Origin of the sequence: Marinospirillum minutulum DSM 6287 (assembly GCF_000422325.1) — a bacterium.
Taxonomy (GTDB): domain Bacteria; phylum Pseudomonadota; class Gammaproteobacteria; order Pseudomonadales; family Halomonadaceae; genus Marinospirillum; species Marinospirillum minutulum.
Map to the genome: position 1 here is coordinate 427,295 of NZ_KE383818.1, position 18,019 is coordinate 445,313.

The following is an 18,019-nucleotide window of genomic DNA, read 5'->3' on the forward strand; positions in this document are numbered from 1 at the left end:
AGTTCTATAAGTTTGTGAGGGCGTCATGAGTAAAGAATCTAGCCTATCCAAAACCTGGCCTAGTGTTGCAGATTTAGTAGGAAACACCCCCTTGGTGCGTTTGCAACGGTTAAATGCAGGGAAAAACAATACCCTCCTCGTTAAGCTGGAAGGCAATAATCCGGCCGGTTCTGTCAAAGACCGCCCTGCCTTTTCTATGCTACAGCGGGCAGAAGCTAGGGGCGATATAACCCTTGGCGATACCTTAATAGAAGCAACGTCAGGCAATACAGGCATTGCTCTAGCCATGGCTGCCGCTGTGATGGGTTATAAAATGATTTTAATTATGCCTGCTACAGCTTCTGATGAACGTAAATGGGCAATGCAGGCCTATGGTGCCGAGTTAATTCTAGTCAGCAAAGAAGAAGGCATGGAAGGTGCTAGAGATTTAGCCTTACAAATGGAACAAGACGGTAAGGGAAAAGTGCTTAACCAGTTTGGTAACCTAGATAACCCCTTGGCACATTACCAAACCACTGGCCCAGAAATTTGGCAGCAAACCTCGGGAAAAATTACCCACTTTGTTAGTTCTATGGGCACTACTGGCACCATTATGGGTACGGGTCGTTATTTAAAGGAACAAAATAAAAATATTCAGATTGTTGGTTTGCAACCTTCTGAAGGTGCCAGCATTCCCGGCATACGCCGTTGGCCAAGTGAATACCTACCCAGCATTTATGATGCTAGGGGGGTTGATACTGTCTTAGATATTACCCAGCAAGAAGCGGAAGTTACTATGCGGCGCTTGGCACTTGAAGAAGGCATTTTTGCAGGGGTTTCATCGGGTGGTGCTGTTGCTGGCGCATTGAAACTAGCAGCAGGTTTAGAAGATGCTGTGCTAGTTGCTATTATTTGCGACGGTGGCGACCGCTACCTTTCTACCGGCGTTTTTGCCGTTCCCGACCAGTAAAATAGCGAACAACTTATGGTTAAGGTAAGAGATGATCAGCCACTAAATGCCGATGGCAGTGTTAATTTAGATCAATGGATGGATCACCTACAGCTAGACGTTAAGTTAGTCGACCCTGCTCGAGTTAGAGCCGCAGCAGATTTAGCAGCAGCATTGGAAAAGCGAGCCGAAGCAGAAAATAGGCAATGGTATGAAGGGGCTAGTAACCTAAGAACCGGCTTAGAAATGGCGGATATTCTTGGTGAACTACGCATGGATGATGACACCCTAGTCGCGGCCATTCTTTACCGAGGCGTGCGTGAAGGTTTAGTTGGCCTAGAAGCAGTAGAAAAACAGTTTGGTAAGACAGTAGCAAAGCTGGTCGATGGCGTGCATCAAATGGCTAATATAAGTCAGATTACCACCAGTGATGCCCCTGCTTTTGGGCAACCACAAAACCAGTTAGAAAAGCTACGTAAAATGCTGGTTGCTGTAGTCGATGATGTGCGAGTTGCCCTAATTAAACTGGCTGAACGCACCTGTGCTTTACGGCAAATTAAAACAGCAACAAGTGAAAAACGCTTAAAAGTAGCGCGAGAAGTTTTTGATATCTATGCCCCCTTAGCACACCGCTTAGGCATAGGTCATATTAAATGGGAGTTAGAAGACCTTTCCTTCCGTTACCTTGAAGAAGATGCCTATAAATACATAGCGCGGCTTTTAGCTGAAAAGCGGATGGATAGAGCCGAGTACATCAAAAGGGTTATTCAAGAGTTAACCCTAGCAATTAAAGATCAGGGTATAGACGGCGCTGATTTACAAGGCAGAGCTAAGCATATTTATTCGATTTGGCGCAAAATGAAGCGCAAGAAGATCGACTTTTCCCAAGTTTACGATATACGTGCTGTGCGTGTACTCGTACCTGAAGTGCGTGATTGTTATGCCGTACTGGGTATCGTTCATTCCATGTACAAGCATATTCCTAACGAGTTTGATGATTATATAGCCACACCTAAAGAAAATGGTTACCGCTCTTTGCATACCGCCGTTATTACCGAAGGTGGCAAGGTTTTAGAAGTGCAAATTCGCACCTTTGCTATGCACGAAGAAGCGGAGCTAGGTGTTTGTGCTCACTGGCTTTACAAGGGCACTGATGCTGCTAATAAAAGCAATGCTTATGAAGAAAAGATTGCTTGGTTGCGTCAAGTGTTGGAATGGCAAGAAGAAGTGGGTGATCTGGCTGGGTTACGTGATGAACTCCAAGAAGATGTTGCACCTGATCGTATCTATGTATTTACCCCCGATGGGCATGTAATCGACCTGCCCCAGGGCGCTACCCCCATAGATTTTGCGTATCGTGTACACACAGAAATTGGTCATCGCTGCCGAGGTGCAAAAGTTAGTGGGCGCATAGTGCCGCTAAACTACACCCTTAAAACAGGCGAGCAGGTCGAAATTTTAACCACAGCGGGTGAAGGTGCGCCTAGTCGTGATTGGTTAAACCCTGCTTTGGGTTACGTGCAAACCCCACGCTGTAGAGCAAAAATTCAGCACTGGTTTAAGTTACAAGCCCGAGATAAAAACATTGAAGGTGGTCGCCAGCTTATTGAAAAAGAGTTCAAGCGTTTAAGCCTTGAAGGCTTGGATATGCTGGCCTTAGCTAAAGCCCACAACCTGCATAACGAAGATGACCTTTATGCCGCTTTAGGGGCGGGCGACTTACGCCCTGGGCAAGTTTTATCCATGGCACAACAGCTTTTTGGTGAAACCGAAGATGTCGATCAATTAGACAGGCTGCTAACCCGCCCTTCTAACCGTAAAGCAACAGCTAAGGATGATATTACTATTTTAGGTGTGGGCAACTTAATGACTCAAATGGCTAAGTGCTGCCAGCCTTTACCGGAAGATGAAATTATTGGCTATATCACACTAGGGCGGGGCGTAACCATTCACCGCCAAGACTGTTCTAATGTTAATCAGTTGCGGGCAGAAGACCCCAACCGTTTGGTTGATGTTGAATGGGGCAGTAAAAATGCTCAAATGTACCCTGTGGATATACGCATTAAAGCTTGGGATCGTTCAGGCTTATTAAGAGATATCACGGTTGTTTTAGCTAACGAAAAAGTTAATGTGGTTTCTTTTAACACCCTAACAGACGAAAAAGAAAACCTAGCAAATATTCTAGTTACCCTAGAAGTGTTAGGGCTAGAAGCACTAGGGCGGGTGCTAACTAAAATTAATCAGCTACCGAATGTTGTTGAAGTTCAGCGCTTCCGACAAAAATCTAAAAGCTCCAACTAGTTATCTAGAGGCGAAGTGTGGAAAGACCCTATTCTTTAAACGATTTACTTAATTTAATGGCTAGATTACGTGACCCTGAAACGGGTTGCCCTTGGGATTTAAAACAAACCCGAGAATCGCTAGTGCCTCATACACTTGAAGAAGTTTATGAGGTAGTGGAATGCATTGAACAAAAGGATGTAGACCACCTAAAAGAAGAATTGGGTGACCTACTCTTACAAATTATTTTTTATGCTCAGCTAGCTGATGAAGAAAAACAATACAACTTTGCTGATATTGTTGATGGTTTAACGAATAAATTAGTGACACGCCACCCGCATATTTTTCCTGAGGGTAAGCTTTATGGTGCTAGCAGTGCTGCAGTTGAAGCGCCCTCAAGTGCTGCTGAAGTAAGTCAGTTATGGGAAAAAGTAAAAGCAGCTGAACGCGAATCTAAAGGTGAACCACCAGCAGATTCTTTGTTAGCGGGTGTACCTTTGAACTTACCGGCTATGACACGTGCAGTAAAACTTCAAAAACGGGCAGCTAAAGTAGGTTTTGATTGGAAAGACCCCTTGATGGTTTTAGATAAAATAGAAGAAGAGTTAGCAGAAATACGTGAGGCCTTAGCCACGGGTAAACAAGCCGAGGTAGCAGAAGAAGTAGGCGATTTTATTTTTGCCACGGTTAACCTTGCTCGGCATTTAAAAGTAGACCCTGAAAGCGCAGTAAGGGCGACTAACCGTAAGTTTGAACGGCGTTTTAAAGTTATTGAAGAACTCTGTTTGTCTGAAGGCACACCCTTATCTTTAGAAAGACAGGCGAATCCTGATCAGCGTATTGATTTGCAGCAGTTAGACGCTTATTGGGAAGCTGCTAAATACCGCGAAAATCAGTAACCTACTAGCAAACAATAGGAAGCAAAGGATGCGTTTTTCTCTTAAAAACTGGATTATCTTTGGCTGCTTTTTACCGCTTTGGTTATTAACCTTGATTATGGGTGGTCTGCTGTTAAATGCCCACTTTAAATCTTTGGATGAGCAGCTATTAGAGCGCGGTCAGTTTATATTGAAAAACCTTAGTTCTAGGCTAGCGGTTAACCTAGATAAAGACGAATCGCTTGTAAGCATCCGAGTGATAGCTACAGAGCTGCTAGAAAATAGAAATGTACGTGCTCTCTCTTTATACGATTATCGGCAAATCAGCCTTTTGCATGCTGGGCCAAGTATGCAACCCCTGCTACTCAACCCTCATGCACGTTGGCAACTAAATTCCCAAGTAGCTAAAGAAGAAGAGTCCATTAGGTTTATTGAACCCATTTATGAGCCTCAATACATACAAGAAAGCGAAAGTAGCCTGCAACGCATAGAATCAAGAAAAAAGCTGCTTGGCTGGGTAGAGTTAGAGCTGAGTCTTACACCCTTGCTGCTCTACAAATACCGCTTTGTTCTATTAAGTGGTGGTCTGGTTGCTGTTTTATTTTTGCTCAGCCTAATGTTGACCCACCTATTAGTACGTTATTTACAAGAACATTTAGAAGCAACTCGCCTGTTATTAAAAAGCGCTGCGCGGGGTGATTATTCAGCTAGCTATAATTCTTCAAAAGTTGTTGAACTTGATAAGCTGCAATCAGATTCGATACGGCTTTTTAAGCAATTGGCGGAGCGTGAAGAAAGCTATCAACAAGCAATAGAAGAAGTGCGCGAAGACTCCTTGGGAAGCCTAGAAACCATTGAAATTAAAAACATTGAGCTAGACCAAGCGCGTAAAGATGCTCTGCAAGCTAGTAGAATTAAGTCTGAATTTTTAGCCAATATGAGTCATGAAATACGCACACCACTTAACGGCATTATTGGTTTTTCTAATCTTTTATCGCGCACGCAAATGGATTTACGCCAAAAAGAATACATTAATCATATTCTAGGCGCCTCAGAAACCATGTTGGGGATAATTAACGATATTCTCGACTTTTCTAAAATTGAAGCTGGCATGATGGCGTTAGAAGAAGCCCCCTTGAATTTACGCCACCACCTAGATGACTGCCTATCGATGTTTGCCCCTATGGCGCATCGACAAAACCTAAGCCTATTGGGAATGGTGTACGATGATGTACCGCTTAGAGTAAGCACAGACCCTTTAAGGCTAAGGCAGCTTATTAGTAATCTTTTAAGTAATGCGTTGAAGTTTACATCACAAGGTGAGGTGGTTTTACGTGTGATGCTAGATGATAGTGACAGCTTAGAAGAGTCAGAAGAATTACCTGTGCCAGAAGTGGGGCAACCCTGCTTTATTAAGTTCTCTGTTACGGATACCGGCATGGGGTTAAGCGAAGGTCAGCGGCAAAAGCTCTTTCATGCTTTTACACAAGCAGATACCACCCAAACACGCCAATTTGGTGGCACAGGTTTAGGTTTGGCTATTTGTAGGCAGCTAGTTCATCAAATGGGTGGGCAGATAGATTTAGAAAGTGTTGAAGGTGAAGGCTCTACTTTTTGGTTTACGCTACCCATGACAGTGCAAGAGACAGCACCCGAGCCAACGCCTTGGTTAATAGGCAAAACCTTGGGTGTATTAGAAAGCCACCGCTTGACGAATCAGGTTTGGTCTCACCAGTTAAGGGCTTGGGGAGCGCAGGTAGAATCTTGGTATTCACCAGAACAAATACCAGAAAAACTTTCCTCTAAAAATATAGCAGCTGTTTTAATCGGATTGGATGCTTTACAAGTTAAACAGCAGGTTTGGTTAAATTGTTTAACCCAGCTACGCACGCAAAAACTAGCCAACCTCTTGTTGGTTAATACTTCTGAACCAGAAACCCACGCTTATTTAAGGCGACAAAGTGCTGGTCAATTATTAACTAAGCCTTTGCCCATGCCACAGTTAAGGCAGGCAATACAGGAATTATTAGACCCAACGCTGCTACAAGCAAGCCAAGATGCTGTCGTTATAAACAATACCGCGCCTGTAATTTTGGTTGTTGATGACACCCCTTCTAACCTGTTGCTATTGGTTACTCTATTAAATGAATTAGGCTTTGCTACCCTAGAAGCGATAGATGGTGAACAAGCAGTGCTAAGTGTTAAGCAACAGAAGGTTGATCTGGTTTTAATGGATATTCACATGCCAGGTATTTCAGGTGTAGAAGCAACCCAGCAAATTCGTGCTTTAGGGCATCAGTACCGCACTCTACCCATAGTTGCCACTACAGCTCATGCTGCAGCTGAAGAACGCTCTGCTTGGTTGCAAGCGGGTATTAACGATGTGCTAATTAAGCCTATTAATGAAAAGCTATTAACCGACTTATTGCAGCGTTGGTTAGGTAGCCGTTTTTCGGTAGAACAAACGCAGGGGTTAATACCTGAAATTAGTCACAGCGAAGAATCTTGGCAAAGCTGCCCAGTTGATCATGAGATGGGTATAAAACTGGCGATAGGTAAAGCGGAGGTAGCAGATGAATTGTTAGATTTGCTTTTGGTTAGTCTTAATGAAAGTAGAGATAGCTTAGAGTTGGCTTTAAAAAATCAGGATGATAAGGCTTTATTAGAAGCAGTACACCGTTTGCATGGGGCAAGCCGTTATTGTGGTGTACCAGATTTAGCCCAAACCACTGAGGCCTTAGAAACCCAGTTAAAAGCAGGCCAACAGCGATTGGTTGCTAGTAGTTTAGAGCAGCTTTTTTATGAAATAGACCGGCTGCAAGATTGGTATGAGCGTGACTATACTGCAGATTGGCACCAGCAGAAGCAACTAAGTAGCTACTAGTCCTTAGCCTTTCCAGTAAAGTTAGGTTCTAAACAGCGAATCAAGCGAGACACTTTATCGAGTGTTTCTTGGTATTCTTGAGAGGCTTTAGAGTCTGCTACTAATCCTCCACCAGCAGAAATGTGTAGCTGGCCTTGGTAAGCAATAAAAGTGCGTATGGCTATATTAAAATCGATGCCACCACGCCTATCAAAATAACCGATAGACCCACAATAAACACTGCGCTGGCAGGGTTCGAGTTGATCAATAATTTGCATGGCACGTAGCTTAGGTGCGCCAGTAATGGAGCCACCTGGAAAACTGGCTTTTAATAAATCTAGGCTGTCTTTTCCTTTGGCAAGTTGCCCTGTAATGCGGCTAACTAAATGATGAACATTGGTGTAGCTTTCTAGCGTAAACAAGTTGGGTACTTGAATGCTACCTGGCTGACAAACCCGCCCCAAATCATTCCTTAACAAATCAACTATCATTAGGTTTTCAGCTTGGTCTTTCTTGCTGTTAAGCAGCGCTTCAGCCTGTTGTTGATCTTCTTGCTGAGTTTTCCCTCTAGGGCGAGTGCCTTTAATGGGTTTGGTTTCTACTTCACCTTTAGCCGTTGCTTGTAAAAACCTTTCTGGTGATAAAGATAAAATAGTAGCATCACCAAAATCCATAAAAGCAGAAAAGGGTGCAGCAATTTGTTCACGCAAGGCTTGCCAAGCTTGGTAAAGGTTTCCTTGGTAGCTGGCGGTAAAGCACTGAGCTAAGTTTACCTGGTAGGTATCACCGCTATGCAAGAAGTCTTGAACTTGATTAAAGCGACTAAGGTATTGGCTAGTACTTAAATTGCTGACAAAAGGTTGGGTTAATTTAAAGTTTGCTGGCGGCGGAGTGTTTTGAGTTGTTTGATTTATCACTTGGTTAAGGCGTTGGCTTAACTCCCTTGCAAGTTGCTTAGTGTATTCGCCCACTAGCCAAGTTTGTTCTAGTTGATGGTCAGTAACTAAGGCCCATTCATAGTAGCCCATACGAATTAACGGCAGTGCTATAGTTGGTGCTGCCTGTTGGGGCAAGGCTTCAAATAACCTGCCTGCATCGTAGCTCCAGTAACCTAGCCAACCACCAATAAAAGGCAGGTGATTAAAGGTGTCAGTTGATGGGTGTGTTTTATCCACCTGCCTAAGCTGTTCTAATTTAGCTAGGTCTTGGCGATTATTCACCTCTAGCTGTTTAGTGGGTGAAGCAACAGCAATAGAAAAACGTCCAGCCATTTCAGCGGGTGCGCCGCTATCTAATAAACAGGGCCAGCTTAGGTGCTTAATGGTTAAAAGCAGTTGAGTAGCGGTAGCTAGAGGTAGGCGAAGCGCCTTGATTGAAGCCAAGTTGTTGACACCTTGTGCTAAGTGTTGGTTTGTAAAGTTATTTTCTATAATAAAATTTCAGTAAAAACAGTGGGTTAAGAATTTATTAGGCATTTTAGACTAAGGTTTTAGTTGACCTAATCTCAAGGGTTGTCTACAGTGTTGCTTAATTCATAAATTGTCGACAATTGTATAAATGCGCCTTAACCCACAACCTTTAATCATAAACGATTCTGCTGAGAATGAGCAGCGCTGGTCAGTTGAATCAGCCGATGGGCAAACCTTAGCTGATCGTGTGTTTGAGGATATTCAAGAAGCCATAGTCACAGGCAGTATTGCTCCGGGCACTAAAATTACTGAGCCAGGTTTAGCTAAACAATATGGCATTTCACGTGGTCCTTTAAGAGAAGCCATGCGCCGTTTAGAAGGTCGCCATTTAGTTACGCGTATTCCTCATGTTGGAGCGCGAGTGGTTTCCTTAACCATTGCCGAACTATTAGAGCTTTATGAAGTGCGTGAAGCGATGGAGGGTATGGCTTGCCGTTTAGCAGCAAGGCAAATGCCACAAACTGAAATAGACAGTTTAAAAGCTTTATTACAAAAGCATGAAGAGCAGGCTGAGCTACAAGAGAATATTGCCTATTACCAAAAAGAAGGCGATTTAGATTTTCACTACCGTTTAGTACAGGGTAGCGGTAATAAAAAACTCATGGAGCTACTCTGTGGCGAACTTTATTACCTAGTACGTATGTACCGTTACCGTTTTAGTGCTACCAGTGGTCGTCCGCAACGTGCATTTACTGAACATTACCGCATAGTTGATGCCATAGAACAACGTGATGAAGAGCTTGCTGAAATGCTGATGCGCCGACACATTCGTGCCTCTAGAAACAACGTAGAGCAGCGTTTTCATGAAGCTGAAACCAAACAAAAGAACAGTTTATTAGCCCAAAATTGATAACCGAGGAAAACCAAAATGACTAAAAGATTAACCCCAGGCGGTCGTTTCCGCAAAGCCCTTGCCGAAAACAATCCTTTACAGATTGTTGGTGCAGTGAATGCTTACCACGCCATGATGGCTGAGCGTGTTGGTCACCAAGCTGTTTATTTATCCGGTGGTGGTGTTGCTAACGCTTCTTACGGTTTGCCTGACTTGGGTATGACCAGTTTGAATGATGTGTTAGAAGATGTGCGTCGTATTACCAGCGCTGTAGAAACCCCTTTGTTGGTTGATATCGACACAGGTTGGGGTGGTGCTTTTAATATCGGTCGTGCCATTCAACAAATGGAAAAAGCCGGTGCTGCGGCTGTTCACTTGGAAGACCAAGTAGCGCAGAAACGTTGTGGTCACCGTCCTAACAAAGAAATTGTTTCACTTCAAGAAATGGCTGACCGTGTTAAAGCGGCCGTTGATGCACGTACCGATGATGACTTCTTTATTATTGCCCGTACTGATGCTTTCCAAATGGAAGGTTTGGATGCTGCTGTTGAGCGTGCACAAGCCTGTTTAGAAGCGGGTGCTGACGGTATTTTTGCTGAAGCAGTTCACACCTTAGAAGATTACCAAGCCTTCTCTAAAGGTATTAATGGCGGTCACCTACTAGCCAACATTACTGAATTTGGTGCAACACCTTTATTCAACACTAAAGAACTAGCGGCTAATGGCGCAACCATGGTTCTTTATCCTTTATCTGCTTTCCGTGCTGCTAACAAGGCTGCATTGAATGTGTACCAACACCTATTAGATGATGGTGACCAGAAGGCAGTAGTTGATACTATGCAAACACGTATGGAACTCTACGATTTCCTTAACTACCACGATTTTGAGCAGAAGCTAGACCAGCTATTTGCTGAAGGTAAAAACAAGTAAGCACTTTTTTGATTGAGGAGAAAAGACTATGGCTGAAGCAAAAAAACTATCCGGTGCGGGCCTACGTGGTCAGTCTGCTGGTGAAACTGCACTTTGTACAGTAGGTCAAACGGGTTCTGGTTTAACCTACCGTGGTTACGATGTTAAAGATTTATCTGCAAACGCAACCTTTGAAGAAGTTGCTTACCTGCTTTTAAAAGGCAAGCTACCTAACCAAGCTGAACTAGATGCTTATAAAACTAAGTTGAAAGGCTTGCGTGATTTACCACAAGCACTGAAAGATGTTTTAGAGCGCATTCCTGCTGACGCTCACCCTATGGATGTGATGCGTACCGGTTGTTCTATGCTAGGTAACCTAGAAACTGAAAAGAGTTTTGATGAACAGCAAGAAGTAACTGATCGCTTGCTAGCTGTGTTCCCTGGTTTAATTAACTACTGGTATAACTTCAGCCATAACGGTAAGCGCATTAATGAAAATACCGATGCTGACACCCTTGCAGAACAGTTCTTGTGGACTCTGCACGATAAAAAGCCATCGGACTTACACGTTCAGGTTATGCAAGCGTCGTTAATTCTTTATGCTGAGCATGAGTTTAACGCTTCAACCTTTACCGCACGTGTGTGTGCTTCTACACTTTCTGATTTGCACAGCTGTATTACTGGTGCTATCGGTTCTTTACGTGGTCCTTTACATGGTGGTGCTAACGAAGCCGCTATGGATATGATTGAGAACTGGAAATCGCCAGAAGAAGCTGAAAAAGAAATTATGGGTATGCTAGAGCGTAAAGATAAAATCATGGGCTTTGGCCATGCTATTTATCGCACCTCTGACCCACGTAATGCCATTATTAAAGAGTGGTCTGAAAAACTGTCTAAAGACGTTGGCGATACGGTTCTTTACCCTGTATCAGCCAAAGTTGAAGAAGTTATGTGGCGTGAAAAGAAATTGTTCTGTAATGCTGACTTCTTCCATGCCAGTGCTTATCACTTTATGGGCATTCCCACTAAGTTATTCACACCTATCTTTGTTTGCTCACGCTTAACGGGTTGGGCAGCTCACGTATTTGAGCAGCGTGCTAACAACCGCATTATTCGCCCCAGTGCGGATTACACCGGTCCAGAACCACGTGAAGTAACACCGATTAGCGAGCGCGACTAAGCTCTGTGTTTACTAAGTCAGCCCTTCGGGGCTGACTTTCTTTATTTTAAGCTACCTATTGAGGGTTACTCAGATGAACAACACTGAATACCGTAAGCCCCTACCTGGTACTAAACTAGATTACTTCGACACCCAAGCAGCTGTTGAAGCGATTAAGCCAGGTTCCTATGCCACCCTTCCTTACACTTCACGCATCCTAGCTGAACAGCTAGTGCGCCGTTGTGACCCTGAAGATTTAACGGCTTCTTTAAACCAGTTGATTGAACGCAAACAAGATTTTGACTTTCCCTGGTACCCAGCCCGTGTCGTGTGTCACGACATTCTTGGCCAAACCGCTTTGGTTGATTTGGCTGGCTTGCGTGATGCCATTGCTGATATGGGCGGTGATCCTGCCAAGGTGAACCCAGTCGTCCCTACTCAGCTGATTGTTGACCACTCTTTGGCTGTTGAAGCGGCAGGTTTTGATCCTGATGCTTTTGAAAAAAACCGTGCCATTGAAGACCGTCGTAACGAAGACCGTTTCCACTTTATTGAGTGGACTAAAACAGCCTTTGAAAACGTAGATGTGATTCCTGCCGGTAACGGCATCATGCACCAGATTAACCTAGAGAAGATGTCGCCGGTTATTCAAGCGCGTGATGGCATTGCCTTCCCTGATACCTGCGTAGGTACAGACTCGCACACGCCTCACGTAGATGCGCTGGGTGTTTTAGCCATAGGTGTGGGTGGTTTGGAAGCTGAAACCGTGATGCTTGGTTTACCTTCTATGATGCGCCTACCCGATATTGTGGGTGTAGAGCTAGTGGGTAAGCGTCAGCCTGGCATTACTGCAACGGATATCGTTTTAGCCATTACAGAGTTCTTGCGTAAAGAGCGGGTAGTGGGTGCTTACTTAGAATTCTTTGGTGAAGGTGCTGATAGTTTAACTATTGGTGACCGTGCAACCATTTCTAATATGACCCCTGAATACGGTGCAACGGCTGGCATGTTCTACATTGACCAGCAAACCATTGATTACCTAAAACTAACCGGTCGTGAGCCTGAGCAAATTGCTTTGGTTGAAAACTACGCTAAAACGACCGGCCTTTGGGCAGACAGCTTAAAAGAGGTTGTTTACCCTCGTGTGTTGAAGTTTGATCTGTCTAGCGTTGTTCGTACCATGGCAGGCCCTTCTAACCCTCATGCACGCGTTTCTACAACTGATTTAGCAAGCAAAGGCATTGCTGGTGCTTGGGAAAAAGAAGAAGGCTTAATGCCCGATGGTGCGGTAATTATTGCGGCGATTACTAGCTGTACTAATACCTCTAACCCACGCAACGTAGTGGCGGCTGGCTTAATTGCTAAAAAAGCTAACGAGCTAGGTTTAACACGCAAGCCTTGGGTTAAGTCTTCTTTTGCGCCCGGTTCTAAAGTAGCACGCTTGTACCTAGAAGAAGCCAACCTAATGACCGAACTAGAACAGTTAGGTTTTGGCATAGTGGGTTACGCTTGTACGACTTGTAACGGTATGTCCGGTGCTTTAGACCCAGTGATTCAGCAAGAAATTATTGACCGTGACCTGTATGCCACGGCAGTGCTTTCAGGTAACCGTAACTTTGATGGCCGTATTCACCCCTACGCTAAGCAAGCTTTCCTAGCTTCGCCACCGCTAGTGGTTGCTTACGCCATTGCCGGTACCATTCGTTTTGATATTGAAAAAGACGCACTAGGTACGGACAAAGACGGTAACCCGATTACCCTAAAAGATATCTGGCCTTCGGATGAAGAAATTGATGCTTTGGTTAAATCCAGTGTTAAACCTGAGCAGTTTAATGAAGTTTACATTCCGATGTTTGACTTAGATAAAGGCGTGGCGGCGATTAGCCCACTTTATGACTGGCGTCCAAAATCTACTTATATTCGTCGCCCCCCTTATTGGGAAGGTGCTTTGGCAGGCGAGCGCACCATGAAGGGTATGCGTCCTTTAGCGCTTCTACCAGACAACATCACTACTGACCACCTATCGCCTTCTAACGCGATTATGATGGATTCAGCCGCTGGTGAATACCTGCACAAGATGGGCGTACCAGAGGAAGACTTTAACTCCTACGCAACGCACCGTGGCGACCACTTAACCGCCCAGCGTGCCACCTTTGCTAACCCTAAGCTGATTAACGAAATGGCGATAGTGGATGGCGAAGTTAAGCAGGGCTCGCTAGCGCGAGTTGAGCCAGAAGGCAAAGTGATGCGTATGTGGGAAGCCATTGAAACCTACATGGAACGCAAGCAGCCGCTGATTATTGTGGCAGGTGCTGACTATGGTCAGGGTTCTTCACGTGACTGGGCTGCCAAAGGTGTTCGCCTAGCCGGTGTTGAAGTTATCGCAGCAGAAGGGTTTGAGCGTATTCACCGCACTAACCTAATAGGTATGGGTGTTTTACCTTTGCAGTTTGAAGAAGGCACAACACGCAAAACTTTAGGCCTAGACGGTACTGAAACCTACGACGTTGAAGGCGAGCTAAAAGCGCGTGGTATGATGACTTTAGTGATTAATCGTAAAAATGGTGAGCAGGTGAAAGTACCTATGCATTGCCGTTTAGATACAGCCACTGAAGTTAGCGTTTATAAAGCTGGCGGTGTTCTACAACGTTTTGCACAAGACTTTTTAGCGACCGAAGCTTAAATGCTGATTAGTTAATGAATGTCGATAAAGGCAGGCTTAGTGCCTGCCTTTTTTATTTCTAAGCCAGTTTTTTTGAGGTGATTTATGAGTCAATCTAGTAACCCAGTTAAACAGATTAAAATTCCTGCCACTTATATGCGTGGTGGTACTTCTAAGGGTGTATTTTTTAAATTAAGCGACCTACCCGAAGCTGCCCAAGTACCTGGCGAAGCACGCGATAAAATTTTACTACGCGTAATTGGTAGTCCAGACCCTTACGGCCAACAAATAGATGGTATGGGTGCAGCAACTTCCAGTACCTCTAAAACGGTTATTTTAGATAAAAGCAGCCAGCCAGACCACGATGTTGATTATTTATTTGGTCAGGTAGCGATTGATAAAGCTTTTGTAGATTGGTCGGGTAACTGCGGTAACCTAACGGGTGCAGTGGGTGCATTTGCGATTACTAACGGTTTGGTGGATAAAAGCCGAGTACCAGATAACGGCGTTTGCATTGTTCGTATTTGGCAGAAAAACATTCAAAAAACCATAATTGCTCATGTGCCTATGCAAGATGGTGAAGTACAAGAGTTGGGTGATTTTGTGTTAGATGGTGTGGCTTTTCCTGCTGCCGAAGTGATTATTGAATTTCTAGACCCAGCCGATGGCGAAGGTTCTATGTTCCCTACCGGCAATTTGGTTGATGATTTAGAAGTGCCTGGTATTGGAACCTTTAAAGCCACCTTTATTAATGCAGGTATTCCAACCATCTTTTTAAATGCAGCAGATATTGGTTATACAGCCACGGAACTGCAAAAAGACATTAATGGTGATGCTGACAAGTTGGCTTGGTTTGAAACCGTGCGGGCACATGGCGCGGTTAAAATGGGTTTAATTAAAGACGTGAGCGAAGCCGCAGCACGCCAACACACGCCTAAAGTTGCCTTTATTGCTCCGGCACAGGGTTATACCACTTCTAGCGGTCGTGAACTAAAAGCTGAGGAAATTGATATCTGTGTACGTGCGCTTTCTATGGGTAAACTGCACCACGCTATGATGGGTACGGCTTCGGTTGCCATAGCAACAGCCGCTGCAGTACCGGGCACGCTAGTGAACCTGGCAGCTGGTGGTGGCGAACGTACTACACTAACTTTTGGGCATGCTTCTGGCACACTAAAAGTAGGCGCAGCCGCTAAATTAGTGGAAGGCGAATGGAAAGCAGAAAAAGCCATTATGAGCCGTAGTGCGCGTGTCATTATGGAAGGCTGGGTGAAAATACCGAGTGATACTTTTTAGTCAGAAGTTGGCAGTTAACTAAAGGGCGAGCAGTCTGGTGGTATTTCAGGCTGTCTGCCACATGGCATTTACTTGCTCCTTGCAGTAAATGCACTTCCACCCTCCTTGGTGGTCGGATGTGGCAGCCAGAGCTTACAGGGCAGTTTTATGCTCCTGCAAAAACTGCATTTCCGCCATCCTTGGCGGTCAGATGTGCTTGAACGGCCTGACGAAAACAGTTGCTAGGCTTGGAGTGCCACCAAACCTTACCTGACTTAGAGTATAAAGGAAGGCTATTTAGGGTCAGCGAGTTTGCGTAGGTAACGAAAAAGTTTACGTGAATTGGCTGGTGGTTTTTCTGCCGCTATTTCTTGGCGTGTATTACGAATAAGCTGGCGTACTAGCTGTACTTCACATTCAGGCCAAAGCTCTACAAATTCAGCCAAAGCAGTATCTTCGGCAATTAACCTATCACGCCAATACTCAAGGTTTTGGAAATGCTGCGCATGGGCGCTAGAGCTAGAATCATAAATATCCATAGCAGTCTGAATACTTTCGCTGTCGCGGCTACGCATCAGCTTACCTATACGCTGCAACTGACGCCGCCGTGCTTCATGTGACTTAATGCGCTTATGCTCGGCCAAAGCATCAAGCAACTCTTCATCAAGGTTAAGTGTTTTTAACTGAGTAGCAGTCAGATCTAATAGTTTTTTTCCTAACTCTTGCAAAGCCAACATCTGTCGCTTAAGTTCACTCTTGCTTGGTGGTAGGTCCTGCTCATCTTCTGCGTCGTAGTCGTACATGGCTTTAGTCTTCTTCATCAAAACGGTTAAGTACCAAAGCCTCTAAAGCTGCTAAGGCTTGGTGTTCATCTTCACCTTCAGCACGCAAAATTAACTCAGTGCCACAAGGGGCGGCAAGCATAAGTAATTGCATAATATTGCGTGCATTGGCGGTGCGCTCATTCAGGCAAACTTCAGTTTGAGCTTGGAACTGTTGGCTGGTTTGGACTAGACGTGTTGCAGCCCTAGCGTGTAAGCCGCGCTTATTAATTAGGGTGACTTTCTTTTCCTGCATTTAAATCTCTATGGCGAATTTGTACATCTGGCTGCTGTTGCATAAAGTGCTTACCTAAGCGCTCGGCAAGAAATACAGAGCGGTGGTGTCCACCTGTACAGCCTATGGCTACAGTAATGTAGCTGCGATTACTTTTTATGTAATGAGGTAACCAGCTCTCTATAAAGTTACTGATATCCTGAAACATTTTTTGAGGTAGGGGGTGTGCACTTAGAAAGTCGATAACTGCCTGATCTTGACCTGATTTTTCTCTTAGGCTGATATCCCAAAAAGGGTTGGGGAGGCAGCGCACATCATAAATTAGGTCTGCATCAAGGGGTACACCTTTTTTAAAGCCAAAAGATTGAAATAATAGGGTAGGTGCTTGTTGGGGTTTGCGTGCAACCTGTGTCGCTATGGTATCGCGCAACTCATGTACAGAAAGACGCGTGGTGTCTAGGTTGAGTTGTGCAAGGTTAGCTAAGGGGTTAAGTAAAGCTTGCTCTTCTTCTATGGCTTCGCTTAAAGATAGTCCACCGTGACGTGTTAAAGGGTGGCGTCTTCGCGTAGCGGAAAAACGCTCCATCAGTGTTTTAGCACTGGCATTGAGATAAACCACGAGCACTTCAACCCCTTCAGCAATGAGTTCCTGCATAATGGTAGGGAAGTGGTTTAAATCGTGCGATAGGTTGCGTGCGTCAATACTTACTGCAACTCGACTAAGGTTGTTTTGTATTGCTGCCTGTTGCGCTAGGGGAATAAGTAACCCCGCTGGTAGGTTGTCTATAGCGTAATAACCTAAATCTTCAAGTGCATGAAGTGCTGCACTTTTGCCGGATCCAGAGCGTCCACTAATAATGACAAGTTGCATACAGACCTCTTTGCTTACCTTGGGGTCAAGCATTGGTTGGGGTGCTAATGAGTTGATAGAGCAGCTCAGGTTGGTCGGTTTTACGTAATTCTTTGCGTAGTTCTTCATCTGAAAAACGCTCGGCTAGTAAAGCAAGAGTTTGCAGATGGGCTTCATTGGCTTCTTCTGGTACTAGAAGTAAAAAGATTAGATCTACGGGTTGTCCATCAATGGCATCAAAGTCAATTTTATCTCTTAGACGTATAAAAGTGCCAATAGCTTCAGTGCACTGGCTGCTGCGGCAATGAGGTAGTGCTACACCATCGCCTATACCGGTACTGCCCAAGCGCTCTCTTGCAATGAGCCTAGAAAAAATTTCCTCAGCATCTAGCTGAGGATTTTGTTGGGATATGAACCTACTGAAGTACTCAAGTACACGTTTTTTGCTGCCCCCAGGCACACCAAATAAGGTGCGCTCAAGGGTCAGAATTTCGTTAATCTGCATGTTGGACAGGTATGACCGTTCAGTGAGTGGCGCCTTGTTGGCGAGCCTGATTCTTTTCTTTATGTTTAATCAATTGACGCTCTAACTTGTCCATAAGTTGGTCAATGGAGGCATACATGTCTTCACTTTCAGACGAGGCGTGAATATCGCTGCCAGCAACTTTGATATCTGATTCAGCAATTTGGCGCAGTTTATCGACTGTTAGGGTAACTTGAATGCTGATGATTTGATCAAAGAAACGCTCTAACTTGGCGAATTTGTTTTCTACAAACTCACGCAGTGCTGGAGTTAATTCAACGTGGTGACCCGTAATGTTTATTTGCATGTTGCACTCCTTGGAATTGAGATATTAC

Annotated in this window: 15 protein-coding genes; 9 read left to right on the plus strand and 6 right to left on the minus strand. The window is 44.6% G+C overall.

All coding sequences use genetic code 11. The annotated features are described in order from the left end of the window. Window positions 1-25: 25 nt before the first annotated feature. Genes cysM through H571_RS0111635 form a run of 4 tightly spaced genes read left to right on the plus strand, consistent with a single transcriptional unit; the run spans window position 26 to window position 6,970 of the window. The gene (cysM, locus tag H571_RS0111620) at window positions 26-949 is read left to right on the plus strand and encodes a cysteine synthase CysM (RefSeq protein ID WP_027849452.1); all 924 of its coding nucleotides are present in this window, start codon (window positions 26-28) and stop codon (window positions 947-949) included. 15 nt (window positions 950-964) lie between these two features. Further along, window positions 965-3,229, plus strand: coding sequence for a GTP diphosphokinase (relA, locus tag H571_RS0111625; protein WP_027849453.1), 2,265 nt, complete (start codon window positions 965-967; stop codon window positions 3,227-3,229). Window positions 3,230-3,246: 17 nt separating this feature from the next. After that, window positions 3,247-4,107 carry a nucleoside triphosphate pyrophosphohydrolase gene (gene mazG / locus H571_RS0111630; RefSeq protein WP_027849454.1) on the plus strand — a complete coding sequence of 287 codons (861 nt, stop codon included), beginning with the start codon at window positions 3,247-3,249 and terminating at the stop codon, window positions 4,105-4,107. A 28-nt stretch (window positions 4,108-4,135) separates the two neighbouring features. Further along, window positions 4,136-6,970, plus strand: a complete 2,835-nt coding sequence (locus H571_RS0111635; protein ID WP_027849455.1) for a response regulator — start codon at window positions 4,136-4,138, stop codon at window positions 6,968-6,970. On the opposite strand, the gene pabB is transcribed toward H571_RS0111635, so the two are convergent. Continuing rightward, complete coding sequence (gene pabB / locus H571_RS15065) at window positions 6,967-8,331, minus strand: aminodeoxychorismate synthase component I (RefSeq protein ID WP_084482816.1); 1,365 nt, start codon at window positions 8,329-8,331, stop codon at window positions 6,967-6,969. The genes H571_RS0111635 and pabB overlap by 4 nt on opposite strands. 175 nt (window positions 8,332-8,506) lie before the next feature. Between pabB and H571_RS0111645 the strand changes: the two genes are divergently transcribed. From H571_RS0111645 to prpF, 5 genes are all read left to right on the plus strand, one after another. Continuing rightward, window positions 8,507-9,268, plus strand: coding sequence for a GntR family transcriptional regulator (locus tag H571_RS0111645; protein WP_084482818.1), 762 nt, complete (start codon window positions 8,507-8,509; stop codon window positions 9,266-9,268). An 18-nt stretch (window positions 9,269-9,286) separates the two neighbouring features. Further along, on the plus strand, window positions 9,287-10,180 hold the full coding sequence (gene prpB / locus H571_RS0111650) for a methylisocitrate lyase (protein WP_027849457.1): 894 nt from the start codon (window positions 9,287-9,289) through the stop codon (window positions 10,178-10,180). 28 nt (window positions 10,181-10,208) lie between these two features. Further along, window positions 10,209-11,339, plus strand: coding sequence for a bifunctional 2-methylcitrate synthase/citrate synthase (prpC, locus tag H571_RS0111655; RefSeq protein ID WP_027849458.1), 1,131 nt, complete (start codon window positions 10,209-10,211; stop codon window positions 11,337-11,339). Between the two features lie 73 nt (window positions 11,340-11,412). After that, a complete protein-coding gene (acnD, locus tag H571_RS0111660; RefSeq protein WP_027849459.1) occupies window positions 11,413-14,001 on the plus strand; it encodes a Fe/S-dependent 2-methylisocitrate dehydratase AcnD in 2,589 nt (862 codons plus the stop codon). A gap of 84 nt (window positions 14,002-14,085) precedes the next feature. Next, window positions 14,086-15,276, plus strand: a complete 1,191-nt coding sequence (prpF, locus tag H571_RS0111665) for a 2-methylaconitate cis-trans isomerase PrpF (RefSeq protein WP_027849460.1) — start codon at window positions 14,086-14,088, stop codon at window positions 15,274-15,276. Window positions 15,277-15,548: 272 nt separating this feature from the next. Here prpF and yjgA read toward each other — a convergent pair whose 3' ends face one another. From yjgA to hpf, 5 genes are read right to left on the minus strand one after another with little or no spacing between them, the layout of a single operon-like run. Next, window positions 15,549-16,058 carry a ribosome biogenesis factor YjgA gene (yjgA, locus tag H571_RS0111670; protein WP_036218172.1) on the minus strand — a complete coding sequence of 170 codons (510 nt, stop codon included), beginning with the start codon at window positions 16,056-16,058 and terminating at the stop codon, window positions 15,549-15,551. Between the two features lie 4 nt (window positions 16,059-16,062). Next, window positions 16,063-16,332, minus strand: coding sequence for an HPr family phosphocarrier protein (locus tag H571_RS0111675; RefSeq protein ID WP_027849462.1), 270 nt, complete (start codon window positions 16,330-16,332; stop codon window positions 16,063-16,065). After that, the gene (gene rapZ / locus H571_RS0111680) at window positions 16,304-17,182 is read right to left on the minus strand and encodes an RNase adapter RapZ (protein ID WP_027849463.1); all 879 of its coding nucleotides are present in this window, start codon (window positions 17,180-17,182) and stop codon (window positions 16,304-16,306) included. Before rapZ ends, H571_RS0111675 begins: the two co-directional genes overlap by 29 nt. 25 nt (window positions 17,183-17,207) lie before the next feature. Further along, window positions 17,208-17,666 (minus strand): PTS IIA-like nitrogen regulatory protein PtsN, encoded by a 459-nt coding sequence (ptsN, locus tag H571_RS0111685; protein ID WP_027849464.1) that lies wholly within the window; start codon window positions 17,664-17,666, stop codon window positions 17,208-17,210. Window positions 17,667-17,685: 19 nt separating this feature from the next. Further along, complete coding sequence (gene hpf, locus H571_RS0111690; protein WP_027849465.1) at window positions 17,686-17,991, minus strand: ribosome hibernation promoting factor; 306 nt, start codon at window positions 17,989-17,991, stop codon at window positions 17,686-17,688. Between the last annotated feature and the right edge of the window lie 28 nt (window positions 17,992-18,019).